23 protein-coding genes are annotated in these 24,986 nt (G+C 63.2%); 15 read left to right on the top strand and 8 right to left on the bottom strand.

The window, feature by feature from the left end; all coding sequences use genetic code 11:
• Nucleotides 1–120 precede the first annotated feature (120 nt).
• The gene (locus ELEN_RS14795; protein WP_015761475.1) at nt 121–972 is read right to left on the bottom strand and encodes a LytTR family DNA-binding domain-containing protein; all 852 of its coding nucleotides are present in this window, start codon (nt 970–972) and stop codon (nt 121–123) included.
• Between the two features lie 355 nt (nt 973–1,327).
• On the opposite strand from ELEN_RS14795, the gene ELEN_RS14790 reads away from it, so the two are divergent.
• From ELEN_RS14790 to ELEN_RS14755, 8 genes are all read left to right on the top strand, one after another.
• Nucleotides 1,328–1,633 carry a hypothetical protein gene (locus ELEN_RS14790; protein ID WP_009305310.1) on the top strand — a complete coding sequence of 102 codons (306 nt, stop codon included), beginning with the start codon at nt 1,328–1,330 and terminating at the stop codon, nt 1,631–1,633.
• Between the two features lie 34 nt (nt 1,634–1,667).
• The gene (locus ELEN_RS14785; protein ID WP_015761474.1) at nt 1,668–2,033 is read left to right on the top strand and encodes a Nif11-like leader peptide family RiPP precursor; all 366 of its coding nucleotides are present in this window, start codon (nt 1,668–1,670) and stop codon (nt 2,031–2,033) included.
• Between the two features lie 370 nt (nt 2,034–2,403).
• Nucleotides 2,404–2,691, top strand: a complete 288-nt coding sequence (locus tag ELEN_RS14780; RefSeq protein WP_009305307.1) for a hypothetical protein — start codon at nt 2,404–2,406, stop codon at nt 2,689–2,691.
• Nucleotides 2,688–3,197: a hypothetical protein gene (locus ELEN_RS14775; RefSeq protein ID WP_009608476.1), complete on the top strand. Its 510-nt coding sequence runs from the start codon at nt 2,688–2,690 to the stop codon at nt 3,195–3,197. The genes ELEN_RS14780 and ELEN_RS14775 overlap by 4 nt, the downstream gene beginning before the upstream one ends.
• Nucleotides 3,197–5,395: an NHLP family bacteriocin export ABC transporter peptidase/permease/ATPase subunit gene (locus tag ELEN_RS14770; protein ID WP_015761473.1), complete on the top strand. Its 2,199-nt coding sequence runs from the start codon at nt 3,197–3,199 to the stop codon at nt 5,393–5,395. Before ELEN_RS14775 ends, ELEN_RS14770 begins: the two co-directional genes overlap by 1 nt.
• 12 nt (nt 5,396–5,407) lie before the next feature.
• A complete protein-coding gene (locus tag ELEN_RS14765; RefSeq protein ID WP_015761472.1) occupies nt 5,408–7,579 on the top strand; it encodes an NHLP bacteriocin export ABC transporter permease/ATPase subunit in 2,172 nt (723 codons plus the stop codon).
• A gap of 48 nt (nt 7,580–7,627) precedes the next feature.
• Nucleotides 7,628–7,888 carry a hypothetical protein gene (locus ELEN_RS14760; RefSeq protein WP_009305303.1) on the top strand — a complete coding sequence of 87 codons (261 nt, stop codon included), beginning with the start codon at nt 7,628–7,630 and terminating at the stop codon, nt 7,886–7,888.
• Nucleotides 7,889–8,213: 325 nt separating this feature from the next.
• A complete protein-coding gene (locus tag ELEN_RS14755; protein WP_015761471.1) occupies nt 8,214–9,155 on the top strand; it encodes a hypothetical protein in 942 nt (313 codons plus the stop codon).
• Between the two features lie 58 nt (nt 9,156–9,213).
• Here ELEN_RS14755 and ELEN_RS14750 read toward each other — a convergent pair whose 3' ends face one another.
• The 4 genes from ELEN_RS14750 to ELEN_RS14735 form a co-directional block, all read right to left on the bottom strand.
• Entirely contained in the window at nt 9,214–9,432 is a 219-nt protein-coding gene (locus tag ELEN_RS14750; protein WP_015761470.1) for a hypothetical protein, read from the bottom strand.
• Between the two features lie 127 nt (nt 9,433–9,559).
• Nucleotides 9,560–13,207, bottom strand: a complete 3,648-nt coding sequence (locus ELEN_RS14745) for a S8 family serine peptidase (RefSeq protein WP_015761469.1) — start codon at nt 13,205–13,207, stop codon at nt 9,560–9,562.
• A 110-nt stretch (nt 13,208–13,317) separates the two neighbouring features.
• Nucleotides 13,318–13,905: a hypothetical protein gene (locus tag ELEN_RS14740; RefSeq protein ID WP_009608429.1), complete on the bottom strand. Its 588-nt coding sequence runs from the start codon at nt 13,903–13,905 to the stop codon at nt 13,318–13,320.
• A 109-nt stretch (nt 13,906–14,014) separates the two neighbouring features.
• Nucleotides 14,015–14,206 (bottom strand): hypothetical protein, encoded by a 192-nt coding sequence (locus ELEN_RS14735; protein WP_009608472.1) that lies wholly within the window; start codon nt 14,204–14,206, stop codon nt 14,015–14,017.
• Nucleotides 14,207–14,247: 41 nt separating this feature from the next.
• On the opposite strand from ELEN_RS14735, the gene ELEN_RS16240 reads away from it, so the two are divergent.
• The 6 genes from ELEN_RS16240 (at nt 14,248) to ELEN_RS14710 (ending at nt 18,143) form a co-directional block, all read left to right on the top strand.
• A complete protein-coding gene (locus tag ELEN_RS16240; protein ID WP_057385068.1) occupies nt 14,248–14,484 on the top strand; it encodes a hypothetical protein in 237 nt (78 codons plus the stop codon).
• 41 nt (nt 14,485–14,525) lie between these two features.
• The gene (locus ELEN_RS14730) at nt 14,526–16,385 is read left to right on the top strand and encodes a PP2C family protein-serine/threonine phosphatase (protein WP_041691772.1); all 1,860 of its coding nucleotides are present in this window, start codon (nt 14,526–14,528) and stop codon (nt 16,383–16,385) included.
• Nucleotides 16,386–16,387: 2 nt separating this feature from the next.
• On the top strand, nt 16,388–16,693 hold the full coding sequence (locus ELEN_RS14725; protein WP_015761467.1) for an STAS domain-containing protein: 306 nt from the start codon (nt 16,388–16,390) through the stop codon (nt 16,691–16,693).
• Between the two features lie 4 nt (nt 16,694–16,697).
• Nucleotides 16,698–17,120 (top strand): ATP-binding protein, encoded by a 423-nt coding sequence (locus tag ELEN_RS14720; protein ID WP_009305295.1) that lies wholly within the window; start codon nt 16,698–16,700, stop codon nt 17,118–17,120.
• A 31-nt stretch (nt 17,121–17,151) separates the two neighbouring features.
• Complete coding sequence (locus ELEN_RS14715) at nt 17,152–17,430, top strand: hypothetical protein (protein ID WP_009305294.1); 279 nt, start codon at nt 17,152–17,154, stop codon at nt 17,428–17,430.
• A gap of 425 nt (nt 17,431–17,855) precedes the next feature.
• Nucleotides 17,856–18,143, top strand: a complete 288-nt coding sequence (locus ELEN_RS14710; protein WP_009305293.1) for a hypothetical protein — start codon at nt 17,856–17,858, stop codon at nt 18,141–18,143.
• 220 nt (nt 18,144–18,363) lie between these two features.
• Here ELEN_RS14710 and ELEN_RS14705 read toward each other — a convergent pair whose 3' ends face one another.
• Nucleotides 18,364–19,929, bottom strand: a complete 1,566-nt coding sequence (locus ELEN_RS14705) for a flavocytochrome c (protein WP_015761466.1) — start codon at nt 19,927–19,929, stop codon at nt 18,364–18,366.
• A gap of 204 nt (nt 19,930–20,133) precedes the next feature.
• Nucleotides 20,134–21,612, bottom strand: a complete 1,479-nt coding sequence (locus ELEN_RS14700) for a LuxR C-terminal-related transcriptional regulator (protein WP_015761465.1) — start codon at nt 21,610–21,612, stop codon at nt 20,134–20,136.
• Nucleotides 21,613–21,838: 226 nt separating this feature from the next.
• Between ELEN_RS14700 and ELEN_RS14695 the strand changes: the two genes are divergently transcribed.
• On the top strand, nt 21,839–23,293 hold the full coding sequence (locus tag ELEN_RS14695) for a sodium-dependent transporter (RefSeq protein WP_015761464.1): 1,455 nt from the start codon (nt 21,839–21,841) through the stop codon (nt 23,291–23,293).
• Between the two features lie 78 nt (nt 23,294–23,371).
• On the opposite strand, the gene ELEN_RS14690 is transcribed toward ELEN_RS14695, so the two are convergent.
• Nucleotides 23,372–24,910 carry an FAD-dependent oxidoreductase gene (locus ELEN_RS14690; RefSeq protein WP_015761463.1) on the bottom strand — a complete coding sequence of 513 codons (1,539 nt, stop codon included), beginning with the start codon at nt 24,908–24,910 and terminating at the stop codon, nt 23,372–23,374.
• Nucleotides 24,911–24,986: the final 76 nt, after the last annotated feature.

Below are 24,986 nucleotides of genomic sequence, written 5' to 3'. Positions count from 1 at the left end.
TTCTCTTTCTGAACCGCCTGCTTGAAAGCAGCTTGCGACGCCTAGCATACGAAGCGACGGCGTCCGTCCGCAACTCCTTGCGAACGAAAGACCGCTCGCGCGCAACGAAAACCCTTGTTGCTAGCCGAATAGCTCTTTCTTCACCTGGGATAGGCGTTTGGTGGGAATCTCGATGACAAGCCCGTTGTCCATCACCAGATCGCGTTTCTCCAGGCTCGCGACATGGCGCGGACTGATAGCGAAGCTACGATGCACGTACATCATGTCCAATCCAAGTTGCTCCAGCACGTTTCCCATGCAGCCGTGCACCGTTACGTCCGTCTTCTCGCAATGAAGCACGGTGCGCTGCTTTCGCGCCTCCACGCACACGATCTCATCGGGCTTGATGCGCCATGAAGTGCCGTCTACGTCGCGCACGGTAACGGCCTCGTCTTGGCGTTGGCGCATCAGGACGGCTTTGAGGTACAGGTATGCCTGCTTGCTCACGCTCACGGAAAGCGGCTCGCTATCTGGTGCAGGAGGCAGCGGATGCGATACATGGCAATAGCAGATTTTCAGGGAGTCGTCGTTTTCGTCGCGCTTCCACACGAACGTGAAGCGCTGTTCCTGTGCGGCAAGTCGGCCGGATGCCGGGTCGCCGAAAACCAGGTAGCTCCCTGCCACGATGCACAGGGTCTCCTGGGCGGCAACGGGCAGGTACTGCTCGCACATAAGAACCACGCGGGGTCGTTCGATTGCGATCTGCTCCATCTGCCGGCGAAACGAATCGCTTGATGAGTCGGGCTGGTCGTCCTGTGCCCCCATCCATGCGAAATCATCGGAAAGGCGGGCGGCGCACCAGCTTGTCCCGCCGTTCCAGTACCGATGGACGAACTCGCGCGTCAGCGAAATCGTCTCGTCCATCAGGGGATGAGAAGCAGGACCGTCCACGGGAGCCTCGCCCCGAACATGCCTGCTGCTCTCGCTAATCACGGTATGTTCTCCTGGAGACATGCGCCGAACGGCGCGAGAACGAAGTATGCAACACGGCCTTCTTCACTGGCAACCTTTCAGAAATGCAGAAAAGGATGAAGGCGACGAGCGCCTTCCCCGCAGTATAGAAGAAAGCCGCAGACGGCTCGTCGATGCCAAACGAGGTCGAAACGAACGCCCCTTCAAACGAAACGAGCGTTCCCTTTGCCTACCGCTGCGCACTGCGCAACAGGCTTTTCGTGCGGTTGAATAGGTCGTTCGTTCGCGACGCCTTGCGTGCGAAGGCCGGCGATTCCTACACTTATCGGCAGGCATCGTCCAAGAAGGACGGACGGAACAGGAAGGGGGAGCTGCTATGGCGGCTACCGAGCAAGAGATGATGGAGCGCGCCGCGCGCATCCAGACGATTGAGGAGCTTCGCGAGGTCAGCGCCGAGCTCGGCCTTGAGTTGAGTCCCGAAAAAGAGGCAGCTTTCATGGCGGTGAGAACCGCGGAAGGCGAGCTCACCGAGCAACAGCTGGATGCGACCGTCGGCGGGGCCTATCATGTCGTGTCCCCGTCTGACGTGTGCGACTTCCAGGCATCGGAGACGAAGTGTTGCGCCACCTGCAAGTACGGTCAGTTCGATTGGCCGAATTACTATTGCGTGGTAACGCTGTAAAACCAGCAAACCGAAGAAACGGAGAGGATTGCGCATGAACGAGCAATTGAAAGACTTTCTGAAGAAGGCGAGCGAGGACGAGTCGATCAAAGACGAGCTGAAAGCGCTTGAAGGCCTGTCTGCCGAAGAGAATGCAGAACAGGCGGCTGCAATCGCACGGAAAGCCGGCTTCGACTTGTCGGCCGAGGACTTCGCCCCCTCATCGGCGGAACTCGATGAAGACGAGCTGGGCGCCGTCGCCGGAGGCGAAGCCTGCTGCTGCCAGTACACCGGTTTGGGCTTGGTTAACGACCGCGGGGCGGTGTGCGAATGCCCGACCACGGGAACGGGAATTCGGAGGGATACCGGCGAGGTCTGCGAGATCACTTCCATCTGCCGCTTTATGGGGGAGGTCGGCTAGGCGCGGACGCGACTGCGGCTGCATTAGCTTGGGCGGGGGTTCTTGAAGAACCGCCGCCCGTCGCCGCTTGCGAAACCCGTAAGCGGCGATGGGCGGCACGGGCGCGTGATCTGGGCGTTGAGGAGATGGTCGGTATTGATCCGATGAAAATGCGCGGTTTTAAGCGCTTCTCTCGAACGAGCAACCGTCCTTGGTCGTTCGTTCGTTGAAAGTGGTCGTTCGTTCGTGGGGCGTTGTCAGTCGCGTGTTCGTACCCCATCGTTGTCGGTTGACGAAAAAGAGCGTCGCCCGCGCTTCATCCGTTCACGATGCGCAGCGATGCCCGAAAAAGGGGAACCGTTTCTTTTGACCGCGCGAGCAAGGAGCGACGATGGTCGAACCCGATGCGAAGAGCCCTCGTTCCGACCGTGACGAGGCTGCGATGGATGCCGCCCGCCATGCGGCGGGGGGCATGTCGTTTGACGACTTCAAGAGCCTTATAGAGCAGGAAGGCCTGTGGGTGAACGACGCAGCGGCGCAGAGCGCCTGGGGGGCGCTGGGCGAAGGCGAGCTTGCGCTTGACGAACTGGATGAAGTTGCGGCCGGCTGCGAAGGAGTCGAGCTTCCCATCGTTCTGCCCGGCTTCGACGGTTTGACCGAAACGGGAGGTTCACGATGAGCGCACGCGACGGAAAAGACAAGGCGGCTTCGCCCTTTCGCCAGGAAAGCCTGGATCGGGCAAAGTCGCCCGAGCAGCTCGACGACTACATCCGCGTGTCGAATCCCGGGGTGTGGATGGTGCTGGGCGCCGTGCTTCTGTTGTTGCTGGCCGGCTTCATATGGGCGTGCTGCGGGCGCTTGGTCGACACGATGCCTACTGCGTTGGTGGTGCAAGGCGGCCACGCGACCTGCTACGTCGCCGAGGACGAGGTAGGTCAGGTGGCCGTCGGCGACACGGTGAGCGCCGACAGCGCCAAAGGCGCCGTAGCGTCCGTGGGAACCACGCCCCTCTCTCCCGACGCACTGGCCGCGCAGCTGGACGAGTACGCAGCGCACAAGGTGAACGCAACGAGCTGGATGTTTCCCGTCGACGTGACCATAGACCTGCCCGACGGCGTGTACGATGCCCATGTGGCCACAAGCGAGTTCGCTCCCATCAGCCTGATTCTGGGGGGCGCATCGTGATGCTGCCGGGTAAGGGAGCGCGCCGCGCTCGCACTGCAGGCAAGCCTGGCCAGATGGCGGGCAAGGTTCCCGTTATCATGCAGATGGAAGCGCTCGAATGCGGGGCGGCCTGCCTGGCCATGATAGCGGCTTATTACGGTAAATGGGTGCCGCTCGAGCAGGTGCGCGCGGACTGCGGCGTATCACGCGACGGATCCAAGGCTTCCAACGTGGTGCGCGCGGCTCGCGCCTACGGATTCGAGGCCTCGGGTTTCCGTATGCAGCCCGAGGCGCTGCGCTCGCAGGGCGTGTTCCCTTGCATCGTCCACTGGAACTTCAGCCACTTCGTGGTGTGCCGCGGTTTCAAGGGAGGCAAGGTGCATCTGAACGATCCGGCACGCGGCGAGGTGACCGTGACGGAGGAGGAGTTCGATGCCGCCTTCACGGGCGTCATGCTGCGCTTCGTGCCGGGTCCCGACTTCCAGCCCAGCGGCAAGCCCCGGTCGGTATGGGAGTTCGTTGGCCCGCGCCTACAGGGCTCGCGCGCCGCGCTCGCGTTCGTGGCCATCACGGCGGCGGTGACGGCCGTCGTCGGCATCATCAATCCGGCGCTCTCCCAAGTGTTCATGGATCGGCTGCTGGGTGGGAAGAACCCGGAATGGCTGTACCCCTTCATTGCCTTGCTGATAGCCGTGGGAGCGGTGCGCATCGTGGTCGAGGTGCTGAACGCCATGTACCTGCTACGTCTCGAGGGCAAGATGGCGGTAGTGTCCAACTCGTCGTTCATGTGGAAGGTTCTGCACCTGCCCATGGAGTTCTTCTCGCAGCGCATGGCCGGCGACCTATCGGCTCGTGCGGCCACCAACACCACCATCGCCGCATCGCTGGTGAAGCAGTTGGCGCCGCTGCTGCTGAACTTCGTGCTGCTGGTGCTGTACGCCGTGGTGATGGTTGCCTACAGCCCGCTGTTGGCCGCCATCGGCATAGCGTCGGTGGTGATAAACCTGGGCATGGCGCGCTTGATCTCGGCGAAGCGCGTGAATGTGACGCGAGTGCAGATGCGCGATGCGGGCAAGCTGGCCGCCGCCACGGTTTCCGGCATCGAAATGGTGGAGACCATCAAGGCCGCCGGCGCGGAGGGCGGCTATTTCGAGCGTTGGGCCGGCTTCCAGGCAGGTTTCAACACGCAACAGGTCCGCTTCGCGCGCTTGGGGCAGCGACTGGGGCTGGTGCCCCAGCTGGTCATGCAGGTGACCAACACCGCCGTGCTCATGACGGGCGTGTACTTGGTGCTGCAAGGCCAGTTCACCGTGGGCATGATCCTGGCGTTCCAAGGCTACCTGTCGCAGTTCATGGCTCCCGCTTCCACGTTGACGTCCGTCATGCAGACGCTGCAGGAGATGCGCACCGACATGGAGCGCATCGAGGACGTCATGCGCTATCCGGATGATCCGGCGTTCTCCCAGGCTCCGCTCGACCGCGCCGCATCGTGCGAGAAGCTCAAGGGCGCCGTGCATATGGAGGGCGTGACCTTCGGATACTCGAGGTTGGAAGAACCCCTGATCAAGGATTTCGACCTTGATGTGGAATCCGGACGTAGCGTGGCCTTCGTAGGCCCTTCGGGGTGCGGCAAGTCCACGCTTGCCAAGCTGGTCAGCGGCTTGTTTCGCCCTTGGTCGGGTACGGTGAGCTTCGATGGCTCGCCCATGGACGAGGTGCCGCGCGAGGTGCTGACCGGGTCGGTGGCTGTGGTCGACCAGGACATCGTGTTGTTCAACGATACCATCGCCAACAACATCCGCCTGTGGGACACCTCCATCGAGGACTACGAGGTGATCCTTGCCGCGCGCGATGCCGGCATCCACGAGGTCATCATGCAGCGCGACGGCGGCTATAACGCCGTGTTGTCCGAAGGCGGGCGCGACCTGTCCGGCGGACAGAGGCAGCGCTTGGAAATCGCTCGCGTGCTGGCGCAGGATCCCACCGTGCTCATCATGGACGAGGCGACCAGCGCGCTCGATGCCAAGACCGAGCAGGAGGTCATGAGCGCGGTGCGCAAGCGCGGCATCACCTGCATCGTGGTGGCGCATCGCCTGTCCACCGTGCGAGACTGCGACGAGATCGTGGTATTGGACAAGGGCCGCGTGGTGGAGCGCGGCACTCACGAAGAGCTGTGCGAGCGCGGGGGCATGTACCTGCAGCTGGTGACCCAGGAATAGGAGGAGGTGCGCATGGGTTGGTTCGACAGTCAGATCAAGGAACGGCTGGAGCATGACGAGGACCTGGTCTCTCAGGCGGCCTGGGACCTTTCCGTGGCCATCACCGGGCGGGCGGCGGGCGGCGCGGAAGTGGATGCGGGCAAAGCCGCGGCCGATGCCGTGGGCGAGGTGCTGGCGTACTACCGCGTGAAGCCGGCCGATGCCCCGCGCGACCCGAAGAGCGTGCGCGACCTCATAGACGCCCAGCTGCGGGGAACAGGCGTGATGTGCCGGCGCGTCGTGTTGTCGAAAGGCTGGCAGCGCGACGCGGCGGGGGCTATGCTGGGGTTCGTCGACGGCGCGCCGGTAGCGCTGATCCCTCAGCCAGCGGGGGGCTTCGCGTACAGCGACGTCGCCACCGGCGAGAAGGTACGCGTCGATCGCGCGAATGCGGCGCGGCTCGCACAGGAAGCGTACTGCTTCTACCAGCCCCTGCCGCAGCGAGAGCTGGGCGTGAGGGACGTGCTGCTGCACATGGTGCGCAGCCTGGACCTTTCGGATTACGTGATGATCGTGGCGGCGACGTTGGCCGTGACGTTGCTGGGCATGCTTCTGCCTGCGGTGAACAGTCTGATTTTCGGACCGGTGGTGGATAGCGGCAACGTGGGCGTGGTGGTGCCCATCGCCGTGCTGCTGGCGTCGGTCACGTGCGCCCGGGTGCTCATCGGCGGCGCGAAAGAACTGGTCATGTCGCGCGTTGGCACGAAGCTGAGCCTGTCGGTGCAAGCCGCTGCCATGATGCGTACGCTTTCCCTGCCGGCGCCGTTCTACCGCGCGTACGCATCGGGCGATCTGTCCACACGCCTCTCGAGTATCGAGACGCTGGCGAGCATGCTGCAGAACATCGTCCTGACCACGGGTTTGACCTCGGTGTTCTCTCTGGCGTACGTGGCGCAGATAGCTGCGTACGCACCCGGTTTGGCCTTGCCCGCGCTGGGCGTGATCCTGGCCAGCGCGGCAGTGTCGGTGGCGTCCGTGCTGGTGCAGGTGAGCGTGACCAAGCGCAAGCTGGAGCACTCCGCGCGCCGCAAGGGATGGGAATACGCCTTGTTCACCGGCATCCAGAAGATCAGGCTGGCCGGTGCGGAGCGTCGCGCGTACGCCACCTGGGTCGATTCGTACAAAGACGAGGTCAAGCTGACGTACAACGGCCCGCGCCTCATGCGCTACTCGAACGTCGTGCAGACGGCGGTCTCGGTGGTGGGCACCATCGTCATCTACTTCACCGCCGTGCAGACCGGTGTGTCGACATCGGAGTACATGGCGTTCAATCTGGCATACGGCATGGCCACGGGCGCGTTCATGTCGCTGGCCGGCGTCGCCGGCAACTTCGCGTCCATCAAGCCGCACCTCGATATGGCCGCACCCATCATGAAATCGGTGCCGGAGTCCGCCGGGGGCAAGCAGGTGCTCGAGCATTGTTCCGGTCGCATCGAGATGGACAACGTCACTTTCCGCTACGCCGAAGGCGCGCCTGCCGTGCTGGATGATCTGTCGCTGAAGATCCGCCCCGGCCAGTCCGTGGGCGTGGTGGGCAAGACCGGCTGCGGGAAATCGACGCTCATGAGGCTTCTGCTGGGATTCGAAAAGCCGCAGAAAGGCGCCGTGCTGTACGACGGGCGCGACATCGAGACGCTGGACGTGGCCAGTTTGCGCCGCAACATCGGCACGGTGCTGCAAGACGGAAAGCTGTTCACCGGCGACATCTTCTCCAACATCGTGGTGGCTGCGCCGTGGCTCACGATGGAGGATGCGTGGGAGGCGGCCGAGCTGGCGGGGATCGCCGACGACATTCGCGCCATGCCCATGGGCATGAATACGATGGTGTCCGAGGGCGCGGGCGGAATCTCGGGCGGCCAGCGCCAGCGCATCCTCATCGCGCGCGCCGTTGCCCCCAAACCCAAGGTACTGTTCTTCGACGAGGCCACCAGCGCGCTGGACAACGTGACGCAACGACAGGTGAGCGAGGCGCTCGATCGGATGAAGTGCACGCGCATCATCGTGGCGCACCGGCTGTCCACCATTCGCGCATGCGACCGCATCATCGTGCTGGACGGCGGCCGCGTGGTGGAGGACGGCACCTACGAGGAGCTGTGCGCGTTGGGCGGCGTATTCGCCGAACTGGTGGAGCGCCAGACCATGTAGGGGTGGGGGTCTGTTCGCTTAAAGGGCTGACAGAAAGGCGGATCGAACATGAACGATTCCGATAAATTCCAGCAGCTTGGCTTGGACGATCTTGAAGAGGTGTCCGGCGGCGAGGCTCTGTCCGACAGGGCCGTGGCCGCTCTTCCGAAAGCGGTGCCCGGCGGCATCTGCCCTTACTGCGGGATGAAAATTGCCGTTAGTCTCTACGGCACCGCGTTTACGAACGACCATGAGCGCTTCGGCTTCAGCAACGCCACTGTGTGGCAGTGCAACAAGTCGGATCTGGATTACACGCTGTTTCGCGAGTAAGCGGACTTTCGCTTCAGACGCTGATCGTCGCGTCCCGTACGCGTCCGTCGCGCGATGGCCGCCGCAGTTGCGAGCGCGGCGGCAGCGAAAAGGGCTGTTGCTGCTGCGACGGTTCCCGGCGGGTCGCCAGTGCTTGCGAGCGGGGTCGCCATGCCTTTGTCCGCCGTCGGCGGGGACTAGGGATCTGCGCGGGCTCGTCGGCGTTCGTTTCGGGATATGCCGCGCTCGTGCCGTCCTTTCCGTTGTCGGGCTCTTTCGCGCGCCTATCGGACGCAGCGCTCCTATACTTCGACTTAAAAGATCCGTTTTCGAGAAAGGACGTACTATGGCGCATCCCCCTCGCACCGGTACGCAGAAAGCTCTGCGCATCACCTCTATCATCATGATCATCTTCGGAGTTTTGGTTGCGCTTTCGGGCGCGATCATCATAGCCTCCGGCGCGGCGGCCGACTCGCTCGGCCTGAACGACGCAGTGAACTTCCAGGGCACCGAGACGACGGCGGGCATCCTTACCATGGCCGTGGGCATTTTGGTCCTGATCATGGGCGCCCTGCAGCTGATCGTTGCCTTCCTTGGCCTGCGCGCTTCCAACGATGCGAGCAAGGTCGGCCCCTATCGCGCGCTCAGCTGGGGCATCTCCATCGTCATCCTGGCGATGATCGTGTACAACTGGTTCTTGGGCGGCACATTCCTGGACGACCCCTTCCTGCTTATCGGCGACGTCGTCTACCTGCTGGTGTGCACCACCCTCGCCGACGTGGTGAAGAAGGAGCATGACCGAGGCATCGTTGGTGAGGCCAAGGCCGAAGTCGAGCGCTCGGGCAGCCAGAAGGCGCTGCGCGTCATCTCCATCGTGCTGGTGGTGTTCGCCGTCATCTCCATCGTGCTGGGCCTCGCGTTCCTGGTGCTGATCGCCGCCGGCCTGGGCACCGACGCCGTGAACGCGATGGACCCGAACGACCCGGATCTGGTGGCCGGCATCGCCGTGGGCCTGGTGCTGGGCGTCGTGCTGGTCGGCAGCGGCGTCGTCGACCTGGTCGTGGGCGCCCTGGGCCTGCGCGGCGCTCGCGATCCGCGGAAGGTCAAGCCGTTCTTCGTGCTGTGCGTCATCGGCCTGGCCATCGAGGTCGCCGGCGACGTCTGGCTCGCGGCGCAGGGCATGCTCTCGTCCATCGGCGCGAGCGGCGCGGTGGAGCTGCTGGTCATCGGCGCCTGCACGTGGCTGGCCTACGACATCATGCGCCAGAGCCGCGGCATCGAGGCGTAAGCGCGAGCTTCCATTCTTCCGTGAAGGCCGTCGATCCCTCGACGGCCTTCACCATATCTCACCAGATTTCGTCGCCAGGATAGGTTTTGCATTCCACCTCGCAGAAACGCTCTCCTTCGCCAAGATATAGGTGAGTGTCTTTAAACTTGGGATCCTTCGTGCTCATACTGCAGAACGGGCAGAACGATTCGGAGGGATCCCTCCGAAAAAATACGCCGCCAGCCACCCCGTCCAGCTCTTCGGCGCTCAAAGAGTCGTGCTTCTTGGATTCGCTCATAACCTATCTCCTGTTTCAGATCGAATAACCGGTCGTTTTTTGCAAAGACATCCTTCTTTTACTTCCTTTGACCCCGATAGGCTCTGGTGCGCGCATCGAGAAGATCCGGTGGCATCCGCTGCCGTCTTCATAGCCTGTTCTTTTTCGCTTTTCGTCGTGCAGCCGTGGCAACGCCTATGCTTGCGAGCATGACACCGGCGGCCAGCGTGATAGCCGGCACGAAAGCGCCTAATGGGTCGCCGGTTCTCGCCAGAGACGTTGCATCCCCCTTGCCGACAACCGGTTCCGGCGCAGCTGCAGGGCCAGGTCCGGGCGTAGGGCCGGGTCCAGGTTCAGGTAGGTCGCCGGGTTGGGGCAGCGTCTCCATCGGCGTGGCCCGTATCACCCGGCCACCGTTCTCGTAGACCGAGAAGCCCATGGTGTACAGCCATCCGTCGTACGCTGTCGAGCTCGGGAAGTACAGCGGCACCCGGGAGGCGCGCTTGTCGATGCCTTGGAAACTTTTGTCTCCGTTCGCCAAGTCCAACAGATAGGTGTCCTGATCGAGCTCGCGTCCGCCGTCGGCTTCTTCGACGCTGATACGGCCCGACAGCACCACTCCGGCTTTGACCGCTGCCAAGCCGAACGAATCGTCGTAGCCGGGCGCAAGCGCAGGCAGGGCGGCGGACAGGTCGTTGCCAACGTACGAGTCGCCGGATCTCACGATGCGCTCGAATACGGGGCTCGTCGTCGAAGAGCCCGTCACGTCGTGCACATCGCCCAAGGCGACGAACAGCTCGGCCCCTCGCGCTACGACAAAGGGAGTCGAGCGGCCTGTCGCGAGGGATCCCGCAGCCGTTACCGCCCCCGTCTGCGTATCGTACACGGCGATGTTGCCTTCGGTCAGCTCGACCCATTTGACACCGTCGTACGCGGCGCCGCCCACCAGCAGCATCGCTCCATCGCAGTTCACTATCGTCGCATGAAACGGCAGGCGGGAAGCGTCATGGGAAGTCCAGGCGTTCGTCGCCGGGTCGTAGCTGACAAGACGAGGAGCCAACGCCCCATCCGTCTCGCCCGCTTCGCCGTATACGTACAGCTTGCCGTCGAACACGGTCATCGATGCGCTGCTGAGAGCCTCGGGTAGGTCGGCGCACTGCGTCCAGCTGTCCTGATCGGGGTCGTAGCGCCATAGCGCATAAGTACCCGCATGCGATATGCTGAAGTCGTTTGGCAGCAGGTATAGCGAACCGCCCAGCCCGGTCAGAAGACCGTACGACACGCCAACCGGCAGGCCCTCATCCGACGTGGGAAGCGCTATGGTCTTCTCGAACAGGGGCGTGGATTGGTCGTCCGGTCGCTCGGGAACCTGCAGCAGGAAGCCCTTCGATCCGCTCTTGCCGTTGCCGGCCGTTACCTCTACCACCAGCACGCCGCTTTTGAGACCCTGTGGGCACTCCGTTACGATGGAGCCGTCCGACCAGGAGCGCACAGCAGCCTCCTTGCCGCCGATGTGCACGCTTCCCGCACCCTGAGCTGCGCCGAAGTAGCTGCCCTCCACCATGACGAGTGCGGCGTCGCCGTCGGATTCCATCCGAGCGCCCGACACCACCGGGACGAAGTCGCCCGACGCAACCCTCAAATCAAGGTGTCCGCCCGACGAGCACTTGCCGGAGAACGCGTCCACCGGACGCACGGAGGCCTTCACGAGCGCCGCCAGCTTCGCAGCGCGCTCGGCCGGGGTGGAGCCGTCGACATCCTGCGCGAGCACCATGGCCGCGCCGGTGACCATGGGAGTTGCCATGGACGTCCCGCTCAAAGATTGATAGGGAATCGCGGAGCCGGCCCTGCCCGTTCCAACCGTGTCGAGGTACAGGGCATCGGTCGGGGCGATCGGCGTGCCGGCGCGTGCGAACGTCAGCCGCACCTGCAGCTTGCCGCCTTCGAACGCCAAGGTGCCGCCGGCATTCTGGGCAAGCGTCTGGGCGTCGAAGGCGATGGTCGTCCAACCTCGGTCCTTCCCAAGGGCCGCGACAGCCGTCTGTCCCATCGGCGTCCAATCAAGCGCGCCGTCTTTCATTATCGCAACCTGGTAAAGCAGGTTGTCGTTGTTCTGGTTCGTGGCCGTCGCGTTCATTCCTACGTACCGGACGCCCTCTTGGTTCGACGGATCGACTTCCATCGACACCACGACGCTTCGAAAACTGATGCCCAGCGCCGTCTCTTCCGTGAGCATTTCGGAAAAGGGGATCTTCAGAGCTCCGCCCCTCGCATCGAAATGGGTCGCCCCCTGCACGACGGCATCTATATCCTCGGACGACGTCGGCGTCGCGCGCGCCGTAACCGACGGGGCGTCGCTTTCGAACGTCTCGTAGCTCAAAGGGGAGCCGTCGGCTTCGGGAGCGTAGGCCGCCCTGCCGAGGGGCACGGTGGACATGATGTTCATGCCCGGAGCCACCACGTCGGTCGTTTCCACGCCGTAGTTGCTGAACGAGGCGAGCTGCCCTGAAGAATCCGACGCATCGACAGCGACCGCATACGGGTTATGCGCGAGCACGGATGCGGTCATCGGTATCTTGTCAACGTCGGCGGCATCGTTGCCCGACCCGATGACGGTCACGGCGCCTTTCTCGCCCAGCTTCGTCGCCGCCAAGCTGAATGCTTTGCTCATCGTCCTTCCGGCCCACGAGTTGTTGATGGCGCGCAGTGGCAAGCCGGCATCAACGGCTTCGGCAAGATACTCGTATGCCCTGATGGTATCCGCACTCTCGATCGTGTTCTGCCTACCTGCGACCCTAACGGCCACCAGCTGCACGCCGGACGCGACGCCGCTCGTCCCCACGCCATCCCATTGCGACGCGATGATGCCCGCGCAGTGCGTTCCGTGGTAATGATCGTCCATCGGATCGGTGGGATCCATGCCGGGCACGACGTTGATCCCGTAGCGTCCGCCCCTGTCCGTGTACTGCGTCATGTCGCACATGATGCCGTTGAGGTCGGGATGGTTGTAGTCCACGCCAGTGTCAACCACGGCAACGACGTCGGCGGCGTTCGTTGTGCCGACCTGGTTCCAATTCGGCGGCGCGATGTCGAAACCGGCAAGGGGCGGCGCCTCTTCTTGCACCATGACTTCTCCGGTGTTGCGGCAGCCCCACTGGTAGCCGGACAGGTCGGCAGCGGCCGTGCCGCTTGCATCCGCGCTCGCCGGAGCCGACGGCGCCGCGTCCGACGAATCCAGCCCCAATGCCGCAGCGACTTGCGGCGTGCTCTCATCGAGCGCCGTCTGATCGGGGTCGTCCAGCCGCTGCACGTAGTTCGGCTCGGCGGACAGGATGCGCGGGTCGTCCTGCAGCTGGCGCAGGAGATCCTCGGTTGAGGTACCCTCCTGCCGCACCAGCACCATGCTCACCGCGTCGTCTTCAGGTAGGGATCTTGCGCTGCGCAGGAGAACCGGGCCGTTGGAAACAGATTGTTCCAACGGCACGTCGACGCCCGTAGCGGTGGCGTACGTTTCGGCCGACGCGTCCATGAGCGGTTCGGCCGAGGAGAGCGGGTCGACGCTGCGCGAACGGAGGCTGTTTCGAGATGCCGCGTTGTCAACGACGACGAGAGCCTCGCCCTCGACGTAGTCTCCGGCAGCCAGCAGATCGGCGATCTCGCTCGTCTGCGTCTGGGCAGCTGCTTCGTTTTCATCGGCCCAAGCCGCTCGGGGAGCCCAGGGGATCAGCATTGCCGCCAACATAGTCGCCAGCAGCAAGCGAAGCGCGCCCTTCCCCTGCTTTATCGTTTCGTCCATCGCCGCGTCCCTTCTCTCGTGACCGCATATACTTCTTGTTGCAATTGCTCTTTTGGCAACTACGGCAACAGGCTCGGAAACCTGTGCAGGGGCACCTGGGCCGCTCGCGCTTACGCCTCGATGCCGCGGCTCTGGCGCATGATGTCGTAGGCCAGCCACGTGCAGGCGCCGATGACCAGCAGCGCCTTCTGGCTGCCCGAGCGCTCGACTTCGGCCTTGGCCTCGCCCACGATGCCCAGGTCGTGCTCCCTCTTCACCGCGTCGGCGAGGGTGGAGCACACCAGCAGGTAGATCACGTTGCCGATGAGCAGAAGAGGGCTGTTCTGGATGTACCAGTTGCCGTTGAAAAACCATCCGTACAGGATGGTCGCCAGGATGACCAGGGAGATGCCCCAGATGAGGATTCTAAACGGCCCGATCTTGCTTGCGTCCTTGGAGCCGCGCAGGCCGAATGCGGCGACGACGAGCTGAACCAAGCCCATGGCGAGGACGATGATTCCCAGAGCGACGGAGGTGGTGTCTGCCGTGGTCTCGGTATCGCCCAAAGTCATCGGCTGGTCCATTCCCATCGTGGCGGCCGACACTCCGAGCGCGATGAGGGAGGCGCCCGATAGGATTACCAGCACGCCGAGCACGATCATGATGATGGACACGACGTGCAGGGCTTTTTGGGTTCCGGTACGCGCTGGATTGCTCATAGCGTGTCCTTTATCGTAGAGGATTGATGAGGCGAAGTATGGGTGCGGCTTCTACCAGACGTCTGAAAGTGCCTGATGACGAGCGGTGCCAGGTTGCAAAGGGCAGTTGTTACTGAAGGGGTACGGGTTTCGGGGGGATGCCTGGCCCAAAACGAGACCATTCGCCCGACCCGGCCGATACGGCATCTAAGCCTTCATCTTCAAGCTCTTCCGGGGCCTTCCGCGCGTCGTCGATTGCCGCGTCGCGGTCGTGCTCCTTTGGAAGGGTCTTCGCGTGATCGTCTTTGTTGGAGTCATCCATAGCCTATCCGCCTTTCTCGTGTCCAGGGGGCGCTCGGCTTCGTGCCGGACGTTTCGAATTCCTTCAGTATAGAAACGGCCTTCGCGAAGGCAAGCAGCGCGGAACGAAAGACCGATCCCGGCGAACGAACGATCATGCACGATGCCAAGGTCAGCCGCTCGCTGTGCGGCGAGAGCCGCTCGCTCTGTTTGCCTTCGCTCGCTGAACTCGTCCTTCGTTCGCTGGAAATGGTCGTTCGTTCGGCGCGCCTTGCCAGCGATCGCCTGACCGGCCTATGATCGAACGAATATGCGATGAAGACGCGATGCGGGGGTGCTGCGTGAAAAACGACGAAAGGCGGGTGGAGCGGTCGTCCGGCCGAAACGATGGGCATGCGGGAAGGCTCATTCGCAAGCTGGCGCTCGTGTTCCTGGCGTTCGCCGTAGTGGCCGTGGTGCTCAACTGCGCACTCGCGTACGTCAGCACGCGCGATACCTTCCTGCAGTCCGAAGCCTACCGCTTGGGGCAGGTGGGCGGTTACGCCGCGAACGCCACTCCGCAGGCGCTTCCTTCGGATGCATTGCAAGCGTGGAAAGACAACGCTGACGAGTTGGACCCCGCGACGACGTACGATCAGAGCCTCGCGGAAACGCAGGGGCTGATAAGCGCTTACAATGCCGAAGTCGACAGGCTCAAGGGGTCGGAGGAGGAGGCGACCGAGGAGGATCAGGATCGTCTCGACGGCATGCTGGCGGAGTACGAGCGAAAAAGCATACCCCTCTCGCTCTATTCCCTGGACGCGATGCTCGACCGGCTGCGCGCTTCGTTCAGCGTGTCGAGGCTTGCGGTAGTTGTTCCGGACGAGCAGAACGAGACCGTCCTCTACGTTGCGGAGGGGATTTCCGGCGATCAGAAGCGCGGGGTGGATGCTCACTTCTTCGGCGACGAGGAGCAGCGCCTCAAAGCTGACTACCCCGCCTTGTGGGAAGCGGTCGAAACCGGCGAGCCCAGCACGGATCCCGCCCTTGCGCCGGACGGCGAAACGTACGCTATGTACGTGCCTTTTGCCGTGGACGGCCAGACCTGGGTTTACGAGGTGTCGATGGGCACCGACGAGCTGGAAGCTGCAGTGCGATCGCAGGTTGCCAGCACGGTGGTGGTGTCGTTCGCCGTGTTCGCGGTTTGCCTGACGGCTATGCTTCTGCTGCTCCGCCGCACCTTGGTGAAACCTCTCGTAGCGCTCAGCTCCCAGGTGCGGGACTACGCTGCCAGCAAGTCCGCGGCCGTGGCCGACGTCATCCGCTCGCAGTGCTACCCGAAAGACGAAGTGGGCGATCTGGCTGCCAGCACGGCCGACATGATCGACGAGCTGCAGGCTCACATGGACGACATCGCGCGCATGGGCGCCGAGCGCGAGCGGGCGCGATCCGAGCTCGCTGTGGCCAGCCGCATTCAGCTTTCGGCTCTGCCCACCGTGCGCCCGCCGTTCTCAGGATGCGATGACTTCGGGCTATCGGCATCCATGCACCCGGCAAAGGAAGTGGGCGGCGACTTCTACGACTTCTTCCTGATAGATCAGGATCACTGCGGCGTGGTAATAGCCGACGTATCCGGCAAGGGCGTACCGGCGGCGCTGTTCATGATGCGCGTCAAGGCTCTGCTGAACCAGCTCCTGCGCGAGGACCTCTCGCCCGACCAGGTGCTTGCTCGAGCGAACGACGGCCTGTGCGAGGACAACGAAGCCGGCATGTTCGTTACGGTGTGGCTTGGGGTGTTGGATTTGAGATCCGGCAAATTGGTTTACGCCAACGGCGGGCACAACCCGCCGCTGTACCGACACGCTGACGGTTCGGTCGAGTGGATGCGCGACCGGTCGGGTCTGCTGTTGGGCAGCTTCGAGGGTGTGCCCTATTGCGTGTTCGAGCGCACCATGATCCGGGGCGACTCCCTGATCCTGTACACCGACGGAGTGACCGAGGCCATGGATGCGTCGGATCATTGTTACGGCGACGAACGCTTGTTCCAGCTGGTGGAGCGGGAGTGCGACGGATACCCGGCATCCGTGTCGGGCGTTATCGAGGAGGACGTGCGCGCCTTTGCGGAAGGGGCCGATCAGGCCGACGACATCACGCTGCTGGTGCTGCGCTACGATGGACAGGAAAACGGCCCCGCGGCGTCGGCGGCCGGGAATCGAGGGTAACCATGGATGTGAACATCGCAGTAGACTATTTCGGAGGCGAGGCGGTTCTCAAGTTGGGAGGGCATCTGAACACCAATACGGCTGCCGATTTGGAGGAGGCTCTTGAGCCGGTGTTCGAGCGCACGAACAAGGTGGTGCTCGACTTCGCCGACCTGGAGTACCTGTCGTCGGCGGGTCTTCGCGTGTTGGTGGCCACGCAAAAGCGGGTCACAGCCGCGGAAGGAGCTCTGCGTATCGTGAACGCCAGCGACGACATTCGCGAGGTGTTCGACATCACGGGTCTTATCGACGTCTTCGACGTGGAGTAGGAAGGTGGAGGCGGCGGAGACGTGCACCATGCGCATCGAGGCGGCGTTGGGCAACGAGCCTGCCGTGCAGCGGTTCCTGACGGAGGCTTTGGAAACGACGGAGTGCCCGCCCAAGGCGCGCAAGGAGCTGCGCTTGGCGGTGGAGGAGCTGTTCGTGAACGTGGCTCGCTATGCGTACGACCCCGGGTCGGGCGATGTGGAGGTGTCGGTGTCTCTCGCGTCCGACGGGTGCGGGGCGAGGGTGGTGCTGCGCGACGGCGGCGTGCCGTTCGACCCGTTCGGGCACGCCGACCCCGAGGCTCCCCGCTCGGTGGAGGAGACTCCCATCGGGGGTTTGGGCATCATGATGGTCAAGCGTCTGATGGACGCGCATTCGTACCGCTACGTCGACGGGTGCAACGAAGTGACGATCGCGAAGCGCTGGTAGGGCGCGTCGCAGAAGGGAAGGGGTCTGAAGCATGGGATTCATGGGTACGGGTAAGAGCGCCGAGGATAAAGCGCTGGAGAAGCTGGCAACGTATCTGGAGAACATGGATCTGCGCCCGAAAGACGGGATGGTCCACGCGGGCGCGTTTGAAATGGCGGGCGGCTACAGCCGCAAGAACACGTCGCGCATCTTGAACGGCGTGCTGGAGTTCATGCAGAAGCAGGGCTACGAGATCCTGGACGTGCAGTTGTCGCCCAGCGGCATGGGAGACAGCCTGCTGTGCTGTCTGGTGCTGATCACGTACAAGTAGCGCTGCCTTGTGCTGCCGGTGTTTGCAGCTGCGAGGCTCTCGCAAACGCCGGCGTTCGCTTGGTAAAAGACCCGGGGGGGGGGTCTTTTCTGTCAGTGCGTGGTGTCGATTTTTCTCGAACAATAGCATTCGACAGCGCATGATCGTTGGCGCGAGGCGAACGATGGGGAACCGCCGCTGGGTGCGGCGGTGTTTGCTGCGTTTCGCGGGAAGCTCGTTCGCCCCGTCTTCGGCCTTGCTCGCATCTGGGCGATTGCGGGCGCGCTCTTTAGAACAGCTCTTCGTCATCAATGATTAAAAAGATTATATACTACGGTAGGGATCGTTGTTTTTTTTTGCTGCGGAGGGTTGCGTGGGCGACCCTTCGTTCCAGGGCATCGAGAGGATGACGCGCGGCGCCCTATACTCGGAGGTAAGGAACGGTGATGACGATGTTTGAGACGGCCGACATGAGCGAGATGGAGATTCGCGACGCATTCGGGTTCACGAAGACGAAGCCGATCGTATTCAAGGAGCGCGGGGAAGACGGGCAGACCATCAAGACGCTGTCGGTCTCGTCAATGAAGCTTATCCGACTCGATACGGATGGAAAGATGGGCTCGCTCGCCATCACGCTCGAAGACGGCCGCGAACTGAGGATATGCTCGGCGTACCTCAAAGAGATGCAGGCTGCACGCTTCACGTTCGAGACGAAGGTGGACGACGAGGAGTAGCAAGGGTCGCGGCGGTTCCGCTTGTTTTCGTTCTTCTATTCGAGCCGCTGCTTGGTCGGGGGTTCGCTTGTCGCCCTTCCGGGAGGCGGGGCGGCGCGAGTTGGTTGGTAGGGGGCGCGTTGTCGCATGAAAGCCTCGCTCTTGGCGGCAAAACCGCGGCTTTCGGGCGACAAACGATGCGGCGTGCGAGCGGGGGTCGGCACGCCGCATCGCGCAGATGCTAGGCGCTCTGCTCCTTGGCGGCGTTTTGGCCGGCGATGCGGCCGTTCACCAGGCAGTCGGCCGTGGCGCAGGAGCCCAGACGACACGCGCCGTGGATGCCGCCCACTGCTTCGCCCGCTGCATACAGGCCGGGGATGACCTGCAGGTCCATGTCGACGACGCGGCACTCGAGGTCGGTTTTCACGCCTCCCATGCAGTGGTGCACCTTCGGCCACAGGCGCACGCCGTAGAACGGCGGCTCGTCGATGGTTTGGGCGTCGTCGGGGATGGGCTTCTTGAAGTCCTCGTCCAGCTTGTTCTCCACGAACGTGTTGTAGCGGGCGATCTCCTCCTTCACGGCGTCGACGGGCATGCCGTAGTGCTCGGCCGCTTCTTCAATGGACGAGAACTCGGTGGTGATGCCGGCCTTCAGCGCGCCTTCCAATCCGCTACCGCCGTCGTACAGCGCCTTCTTGCACGTGATTTGCACGCACGGCTGACCGGTTTCGAGGATGGCATCGGCGTAGCGCTTGCGGTCGGTCAGTTCGTTGACGATGCGCTTGCCGGTGGCCACGTCCAGCGTGGGAGCATAGCTGGCTTGGCCGTCGGTGTAGAAGGCGGCGACGCCGTAGCCCTGCTCGTCCGGGCTCATGAAAGGCAGCAGCTGGATCCAGTCGGTGTGCACCGCCATCGCGCCGGCGGCCACCGAAGCGCGCAGGCTTTCGGCGGTGGCGCCTTCCTGGTTCGTGCAATCCACGGAGTCGTCGAGACGCGGATCCTGTGCCTGGCGGAACGCCAGGTCGCGGCCGAACCCGCCGGTGGTCAGCACGACGGCCTTGTTCGCCTTGATGGCGACGGGCGTGCCGCTTTCCACGTCGTTGCCGCTGGGCTTGTCGTGCACGATAGCGCCGATCACGCGGCCGTTCGCGTCCTTCACCAGCTCGGTGAGCATGCGCTTCGTCTCGACTTCGACGCCCAATTCCTTCAGCTTCTCGGCGAAGGGGCCCGTGACGTTCGCGCCGCCGCCGTCGCCCTGCGCGATGGAGCGCATGACGGTGTGGCCTCCGTACGGGTAGAGGAAGTACTCGTCGTTGTCGTTTTTCGCCCAGGTGGCGCCCATCTCGATGGTCCACTCCCACGTCTCGTTGGACTTCTCGGCGATCACGCGGCACTTTTCCTTGTCGTTGAGGTACAGGCCCGCCACCATCATGTCGTCCACGTACTGCTCGACGGAATCCTGCACGCCCTCGCGCTTCTGCACGCTGGAGTTGCACACGGCGAAGTCGCCGGCCGCAAGCGCCGAGTTGCCGCCGACGCGCGCCGTCTTCTCGATCACCTTGACGTCCGCGCCGGCGTTCTTCGCCTCAAGCGCCGCGGCCAGACCCGTGTACCCGCTGCCCACGACCAGGACGTCGCACTCCTCATCCCATTTCGTGTCGGCGCCGCTTGTGGCCGCCGATGCAGTCTGCTTATCCTGCGGCGCGCATCCCGCCAAGCCCAACGTTGCCAGCACGCCGGCCGCCGCCGCTCCCGTGATGAACGAGCGACGCGATACTCCTGCTGCGTTCGATGCGATGTTCCCCATGCTCAGCCTCCTCTGTTTTGCGATCCTTCGCGATTCCCATGCCCGACGCGCCGAAGCGCATCTGCCGGAATCAACCATACGGACGCAAAAGGGCGCGCGCACCCCACCCGAAGCGGGAAACTGCGAAACCCCCCTTGAGGTGGGGTGCGCGACCAGGGGTTATGGGAGAGGAATCGTTAAGGCGAGCTTCAGGATGAGCTTGCTTTAACGGCGAGGTCCGTCGGGCTTCCCATGCACGAGGTCGATGATCTCCTGCTTGCTGTGCACGTCGAGCTTTGCGTAGATGGTCTTCTGGTAGCTCTTCACCGTGTTCTTCGACAAAAACAGCGTCTCGCAGATGAACGCGAGGTCGCGCCCTTGGGCAAGCAGGTACAGGATGTCCTTCTCGCGGTTCGTCAACCCGTGGTCGTCGGCCAGCGCGTCGCAGCGCAGCTTGCGCACGCTCTCCTGCTCCTGCGCGAAACGCCCAAGCAGCTCGTCCGCCGCGCGCGCCTGCGATTCGGCGCGCTTGCGCTCGTGCGAGTTCACCATCCAGATGACCATGAGGATGAGGTACAGCAAGAAGAACGCCACCGCCGTGGTGCGCACGAAATCGGCCGTGCTGCCCACGCCCAGCAGCTGCGCCACGTTCTGCCCCACGAACAGGCCGAAGCGCGGCAGCGCGTACGCCAGCGAGATGCCCACGAGCAGCTTCGTGCGGCAGTGCGCGTAGGTGGTGACCACGAGGTAGAACAGCGCCAGCATGACGAGCTTCCATCCGGCGGCTGCCAGGATGTTCAGCGACACGGCGTAGTCGTTCGACAAAAACGGCAGGAACAGGATGCCGGTAGCTAGGATGCCGAACACCACGTTGAACAGCATGGACGGGTTCGGCTTCGAACGGGTTCCGAAGTACGCGAGGAACACTGCGGCCGCCGCGATGCCTCCGAACTGGGAGATGAGGATCGACGCGGCGGGCGAGGCGCTGGTGCCCGTTGCCGCGGTATCGAGGATGCCGTACACGATGGACAGCGCGAACGTGCACACGCCCGATACGAGGAACACGTTGAGGAAATCGTGCTTCGAGAGCGCGCCGCGGGCATGCGACGGGGGATCGCGGCGTTCGCTTCCATCGGCTTCCGCACGGTGCGCGAAGCCCAGGCACAGCGCCGAGGCGCCGAGCAGCACCGTGTACGTTGCCAGCGAAGCGGCGTCGGGCGCGAACCCCAGCAACATGTTCGCCGCCATGCCGCCCAGCGACATGATGCCGAACGCGATGGCGATGCGGCGCGACGAGTAGCGTGCGAACGTCTCGAAGTAGAAGGGCATGACCAGTCCCATGCCGATGCCGGCCGCTATCGCCGAAGCGGTGACGACGGCAGGGTCGAGCGAAGTCGTCGCGGCGAAGAACGTGCCGCCCAACGCCAGCGCGAACCCGGCGTAGCCCGCCGCAAGGTATGCCGTGCGGCCGAGGGGCAGTTTCGAACGCACGAGCAGCGAGAACAGCAGCGAAGCGGCAAGGATGGAGGGGTTCAGCACGTTGTCGAACGCCGTGGGCGCAAAGCCCGGCCGTCCGACCAGCCAGCTGGAATAGAAGAACGACACGCACACGGCGTACAGGCACGTGAAGCCTATGACGGCGACAAGGTAGCGTCGGTCGGAACCGAGCTGCCCTGCGCCATGCTGCTTGTCGGTGTTCCCCATATCTCCTCCGTCGTGACCCCCGAGGCTGCGTCGCATCATTATAATGCGCCCGCGACGGGTTTCGCGCGGCATCATCGTAAGCGCGTGCAGAGCGTATCGGGACAGCAGCATCGTTCGAAACGCTGCGAAATAGCGGTCAAAGCCTCATCCCTACGATTCTTACGCTACAATCGTAACGCTTTTTTTACGGGCAATTTCGTACAAGAGTCATCGGGAGAGGTATGGTATGAGCAACGGCAAGGGGGTCGGCGCGGCGAACGAGGCCGGAGCGGGCGTCGCCAAGCGCGAACGGTTCGGCTCGCGTTTGGGCTTCATCTTGATTTCCGCGGGGTGCGCCATCGGTTTGGGCAACGTGTGGCGCTTCCCCTACATCACGGGCGAGTACGGCGGCGCGGCGTTTGTGCTGATGTACCTCGTGTTCCTCGTCATCCTGGGCCTGCCCGTCATGGTGATGGAGTTCGCCGTGGGCCGTGCCAGCCAGAAGAGCTCGGCGGTGGCGTTCGACACGCTGCAGCCGTCGCGCAAGTGGCACTGGTTTTCGTGGTGGGGCTACATCGGCTGCATGGTGCTCATGATGTTCTACACCACGGTGGGCGGCTGGATGCTGTCGTTCGTGGTGAAGATGGGCACGGGTGCGTTCAACGGCCTGGACAGCGCGGGCGTCGGCGCCGTGTTCAACGACATGCTGGCGAACCCCACCGAGCTGGTGGGTTGGATGCTCGTGGTCATCGTGCTGGGTTTCCTCGTGTGCAGCCTGGGGTTGCAGAAGGGCGTCGAGCGCATCACGAAGGTGATGATGATCTGCCTGCTGGCCATCATGGCCGTGCTCGTGGTGCGCGCGGTCACGCTGCCGGGCGGCCTGGAAGGCCTCAAGTTCTACCTCGTTCCCGACTTCGGCAAGCTGTTCGCGGGCGCGACGACGGTTGAGCAATGGGCCACGTTCGGCGACGCGGTGTACGTGGCCATGGGCCAAGCGTTCTTCACCCTGTCGCTGGGCATTTCGGCCATGGAAATCTTCGGCAGCTACATCGGCAAGGAGCGCTCGCTCACCGGCGAGGCGCTGCGCATCTGCGGTTTGGACACCGCGGTGGCGCTTGTGGCGGGTCTCATCATCTTCCCGGCGTGCTTCGCGTTCGCAGTGGAACCGGGCAGCGGTCCGGGACTCGTGTTCGTCACGCTGCCCAGCGTGTTCAACCAGATGCCGCTCGGGCAGCTGTGGGGCGCGCTGTTCTTCGTGTTCATGAGCTTCGCCGCGCTGTCCACCATCATCGCGGTGTTCGAGAACCTCATCAGCTGGTCGATGGACAAATGGAATTGGACGCGCAAGACGGCGGTCGCCCGCACGGCCATCATCGTGACGGTGCTCAGCCTGCCGTGCGCCCTTGGGTTCAACGTGCTGGCGGGCGTGCAGGTTCCGGCCATCGGCGACATCCAGTCCATCGAGGACTTCATCGTGTCGAACAACCTGCTGCCGCTGGGCAGCTTGTTCTACGTGCTGTTCTGCGTGACGAAGGGCGGCTGGGGCTGGGACAACTTCCTGGCCGAGGCCGACACGGGCAAGGGCATGCGGTTCCCGGCGTGGTCGCGCGTGTGGCTGAAGTTCGGCATCCCAGCGCTTATCATCATCATATTCGTCATGGGCTACGTGCCGAAGTTCGCCACGTGGCTGGGGATGGCGTAGGGTTCGCGAAAGCCCTTGCCGGGGAGGGAAGCGGCAAGGGCTTTGCGCGATCGGTCCGAGCTTGTTCTGCAAGCTGGCTTAGAGCAACGTCTCCACTGCGTTTCGAACTGCAGTACGTGCCGAGTTGACGTTGTTGGCGTTGCATCCGCCGGAGACGTTGATGGTGTATACGTCGCTCCATAGCATGGCGCCTTCGACGCCGATAACGTACAGGCCTTCAATAGGCTCGTCGTTTGAGTCGACGGCGTGGAACGTGCGGTCGGTGCTGATGGAGCCAATAGATGTGTTGACTTCGCCAACGATGCGGATTGCGTAGAACGGGGCCTGTGCAAGGGGCATCAGCATCGAGGGGTCTTTGCCATAGTTGTGATCGGATCCTGCTTCGGAGAAGCCGTTGTACTCTTCAACCGTCGAAGCGAACGTTTTCGCATCGAAGCCCGCCGCCTTCGCCAGCTCCTCAAGGGTATCGGCTTTCACGATCTCGCCGCTCTTAATTCCCTGGTCGAGCTGCTTTTGCGTTTCATCGTCACCTGCCATGTACTGCTCCAGCATGGCTGAATCCATCACCACGTGCGTGCTCTTGTTTCGGAGGCACGGCACGAACATGAGCATGATGTTCGTGGCCGGGCAATCCTCATTGATGAAGCGCTCGCCGTTCTCGTTGATCCATAGAGCGTAGGGTGCTGCGACACCGATCATGAAGCACCATTTGCCATCTTCGTAGTAACCTGGAAGCCCTTGCACGAAGTCGGCTACCAGGAAAGCGGCATGGTCGCGGCAGCTTTTCGCGCCGGCCTCGACCGCCATGATGTGGCCTGATCCGTCGTGCCCGGGAACGCCGCCCTGCTTGCGCTTGGTCTCGTCAAGTCCTGCTTCGGCCATGAACTCCTCGTTGTCGGCAAAGCCGCCCGTTGCCAGCATGACCGCTTTTGCGTTGATTTGGATAACCGACTTATCTGCTTCGACGATGACGCCGGTAACCGGCCCGCCCTCTTCGTAAACGAGGCTTCGAGCCTTGGATCCGTACATGAACTCGACTCCCAGCTCCTCCGCTTTCGCTGCCATAGGCACCACGTAGCTGTCCTGCCCCGAGCCGGTCTCGAAGCGATGGAATACCATAAGATCGCCCTTGTCGGCGTCCACGCCTCCGAACTTGACTCCATTCTCGACGAGCCAGTCGATGTTCTCTCCCGAAGCATGCACCATGTCAACGTATCCCGGGCCGCTTGCTTTCAGCTGGGATGCCTGCAGCTCCATGCGGATGGTCGATCCGGGGTCGGCATCGACTCCCAGCTCCTTCTGCATGCTTGAATTAATTCCAAAGCAGCCTTCGACGCCGGTGCAGTTGCCACCGGCTTGCGGGTTTTGCTCGATGCAGACGACCTTTGCGCCCTGCTGCGCCGCATCCACGCAGGCTGCCAATCCGGCGGCACCCGCGCCTACGATGGCGATGTCGTACTCGCGCGTTTCGTCGGGGGCGGACTGCTGCTTGGCCTCTTCCTTAGCTGCGCTCGCCTGACCGTTTGGCGAGCAGCCCGCCATTATGCCCAGCATTCCAGCGGCTGCCAGCACGCTTGCGCCTCCGATGAATTTCCTGCGATCCAGTGCGTACGTCATGATGTCCTCCTTTGCTAGTACGGTGGATCGCGAAACTCGTTGAATCCACCGCCCCTTCACCTGCAGATCCGAGGAT

This window comes from Eggerthella lenta DSM 2243 (assembly GCF_000024265.1).
GTDB classification, from domain to species: domain Bacteria; phylum Actinomycetota; class Coriobacteriia; order Coriobacteriales; family Eggerthellaceae; genus Eggerthella; species Eggerthella lenta.
The sequence above is the reverse complement of the archived record's forward strand: the minus strand, read 5'-3'. Positions and strand labels throughout refer to the sequence as shown.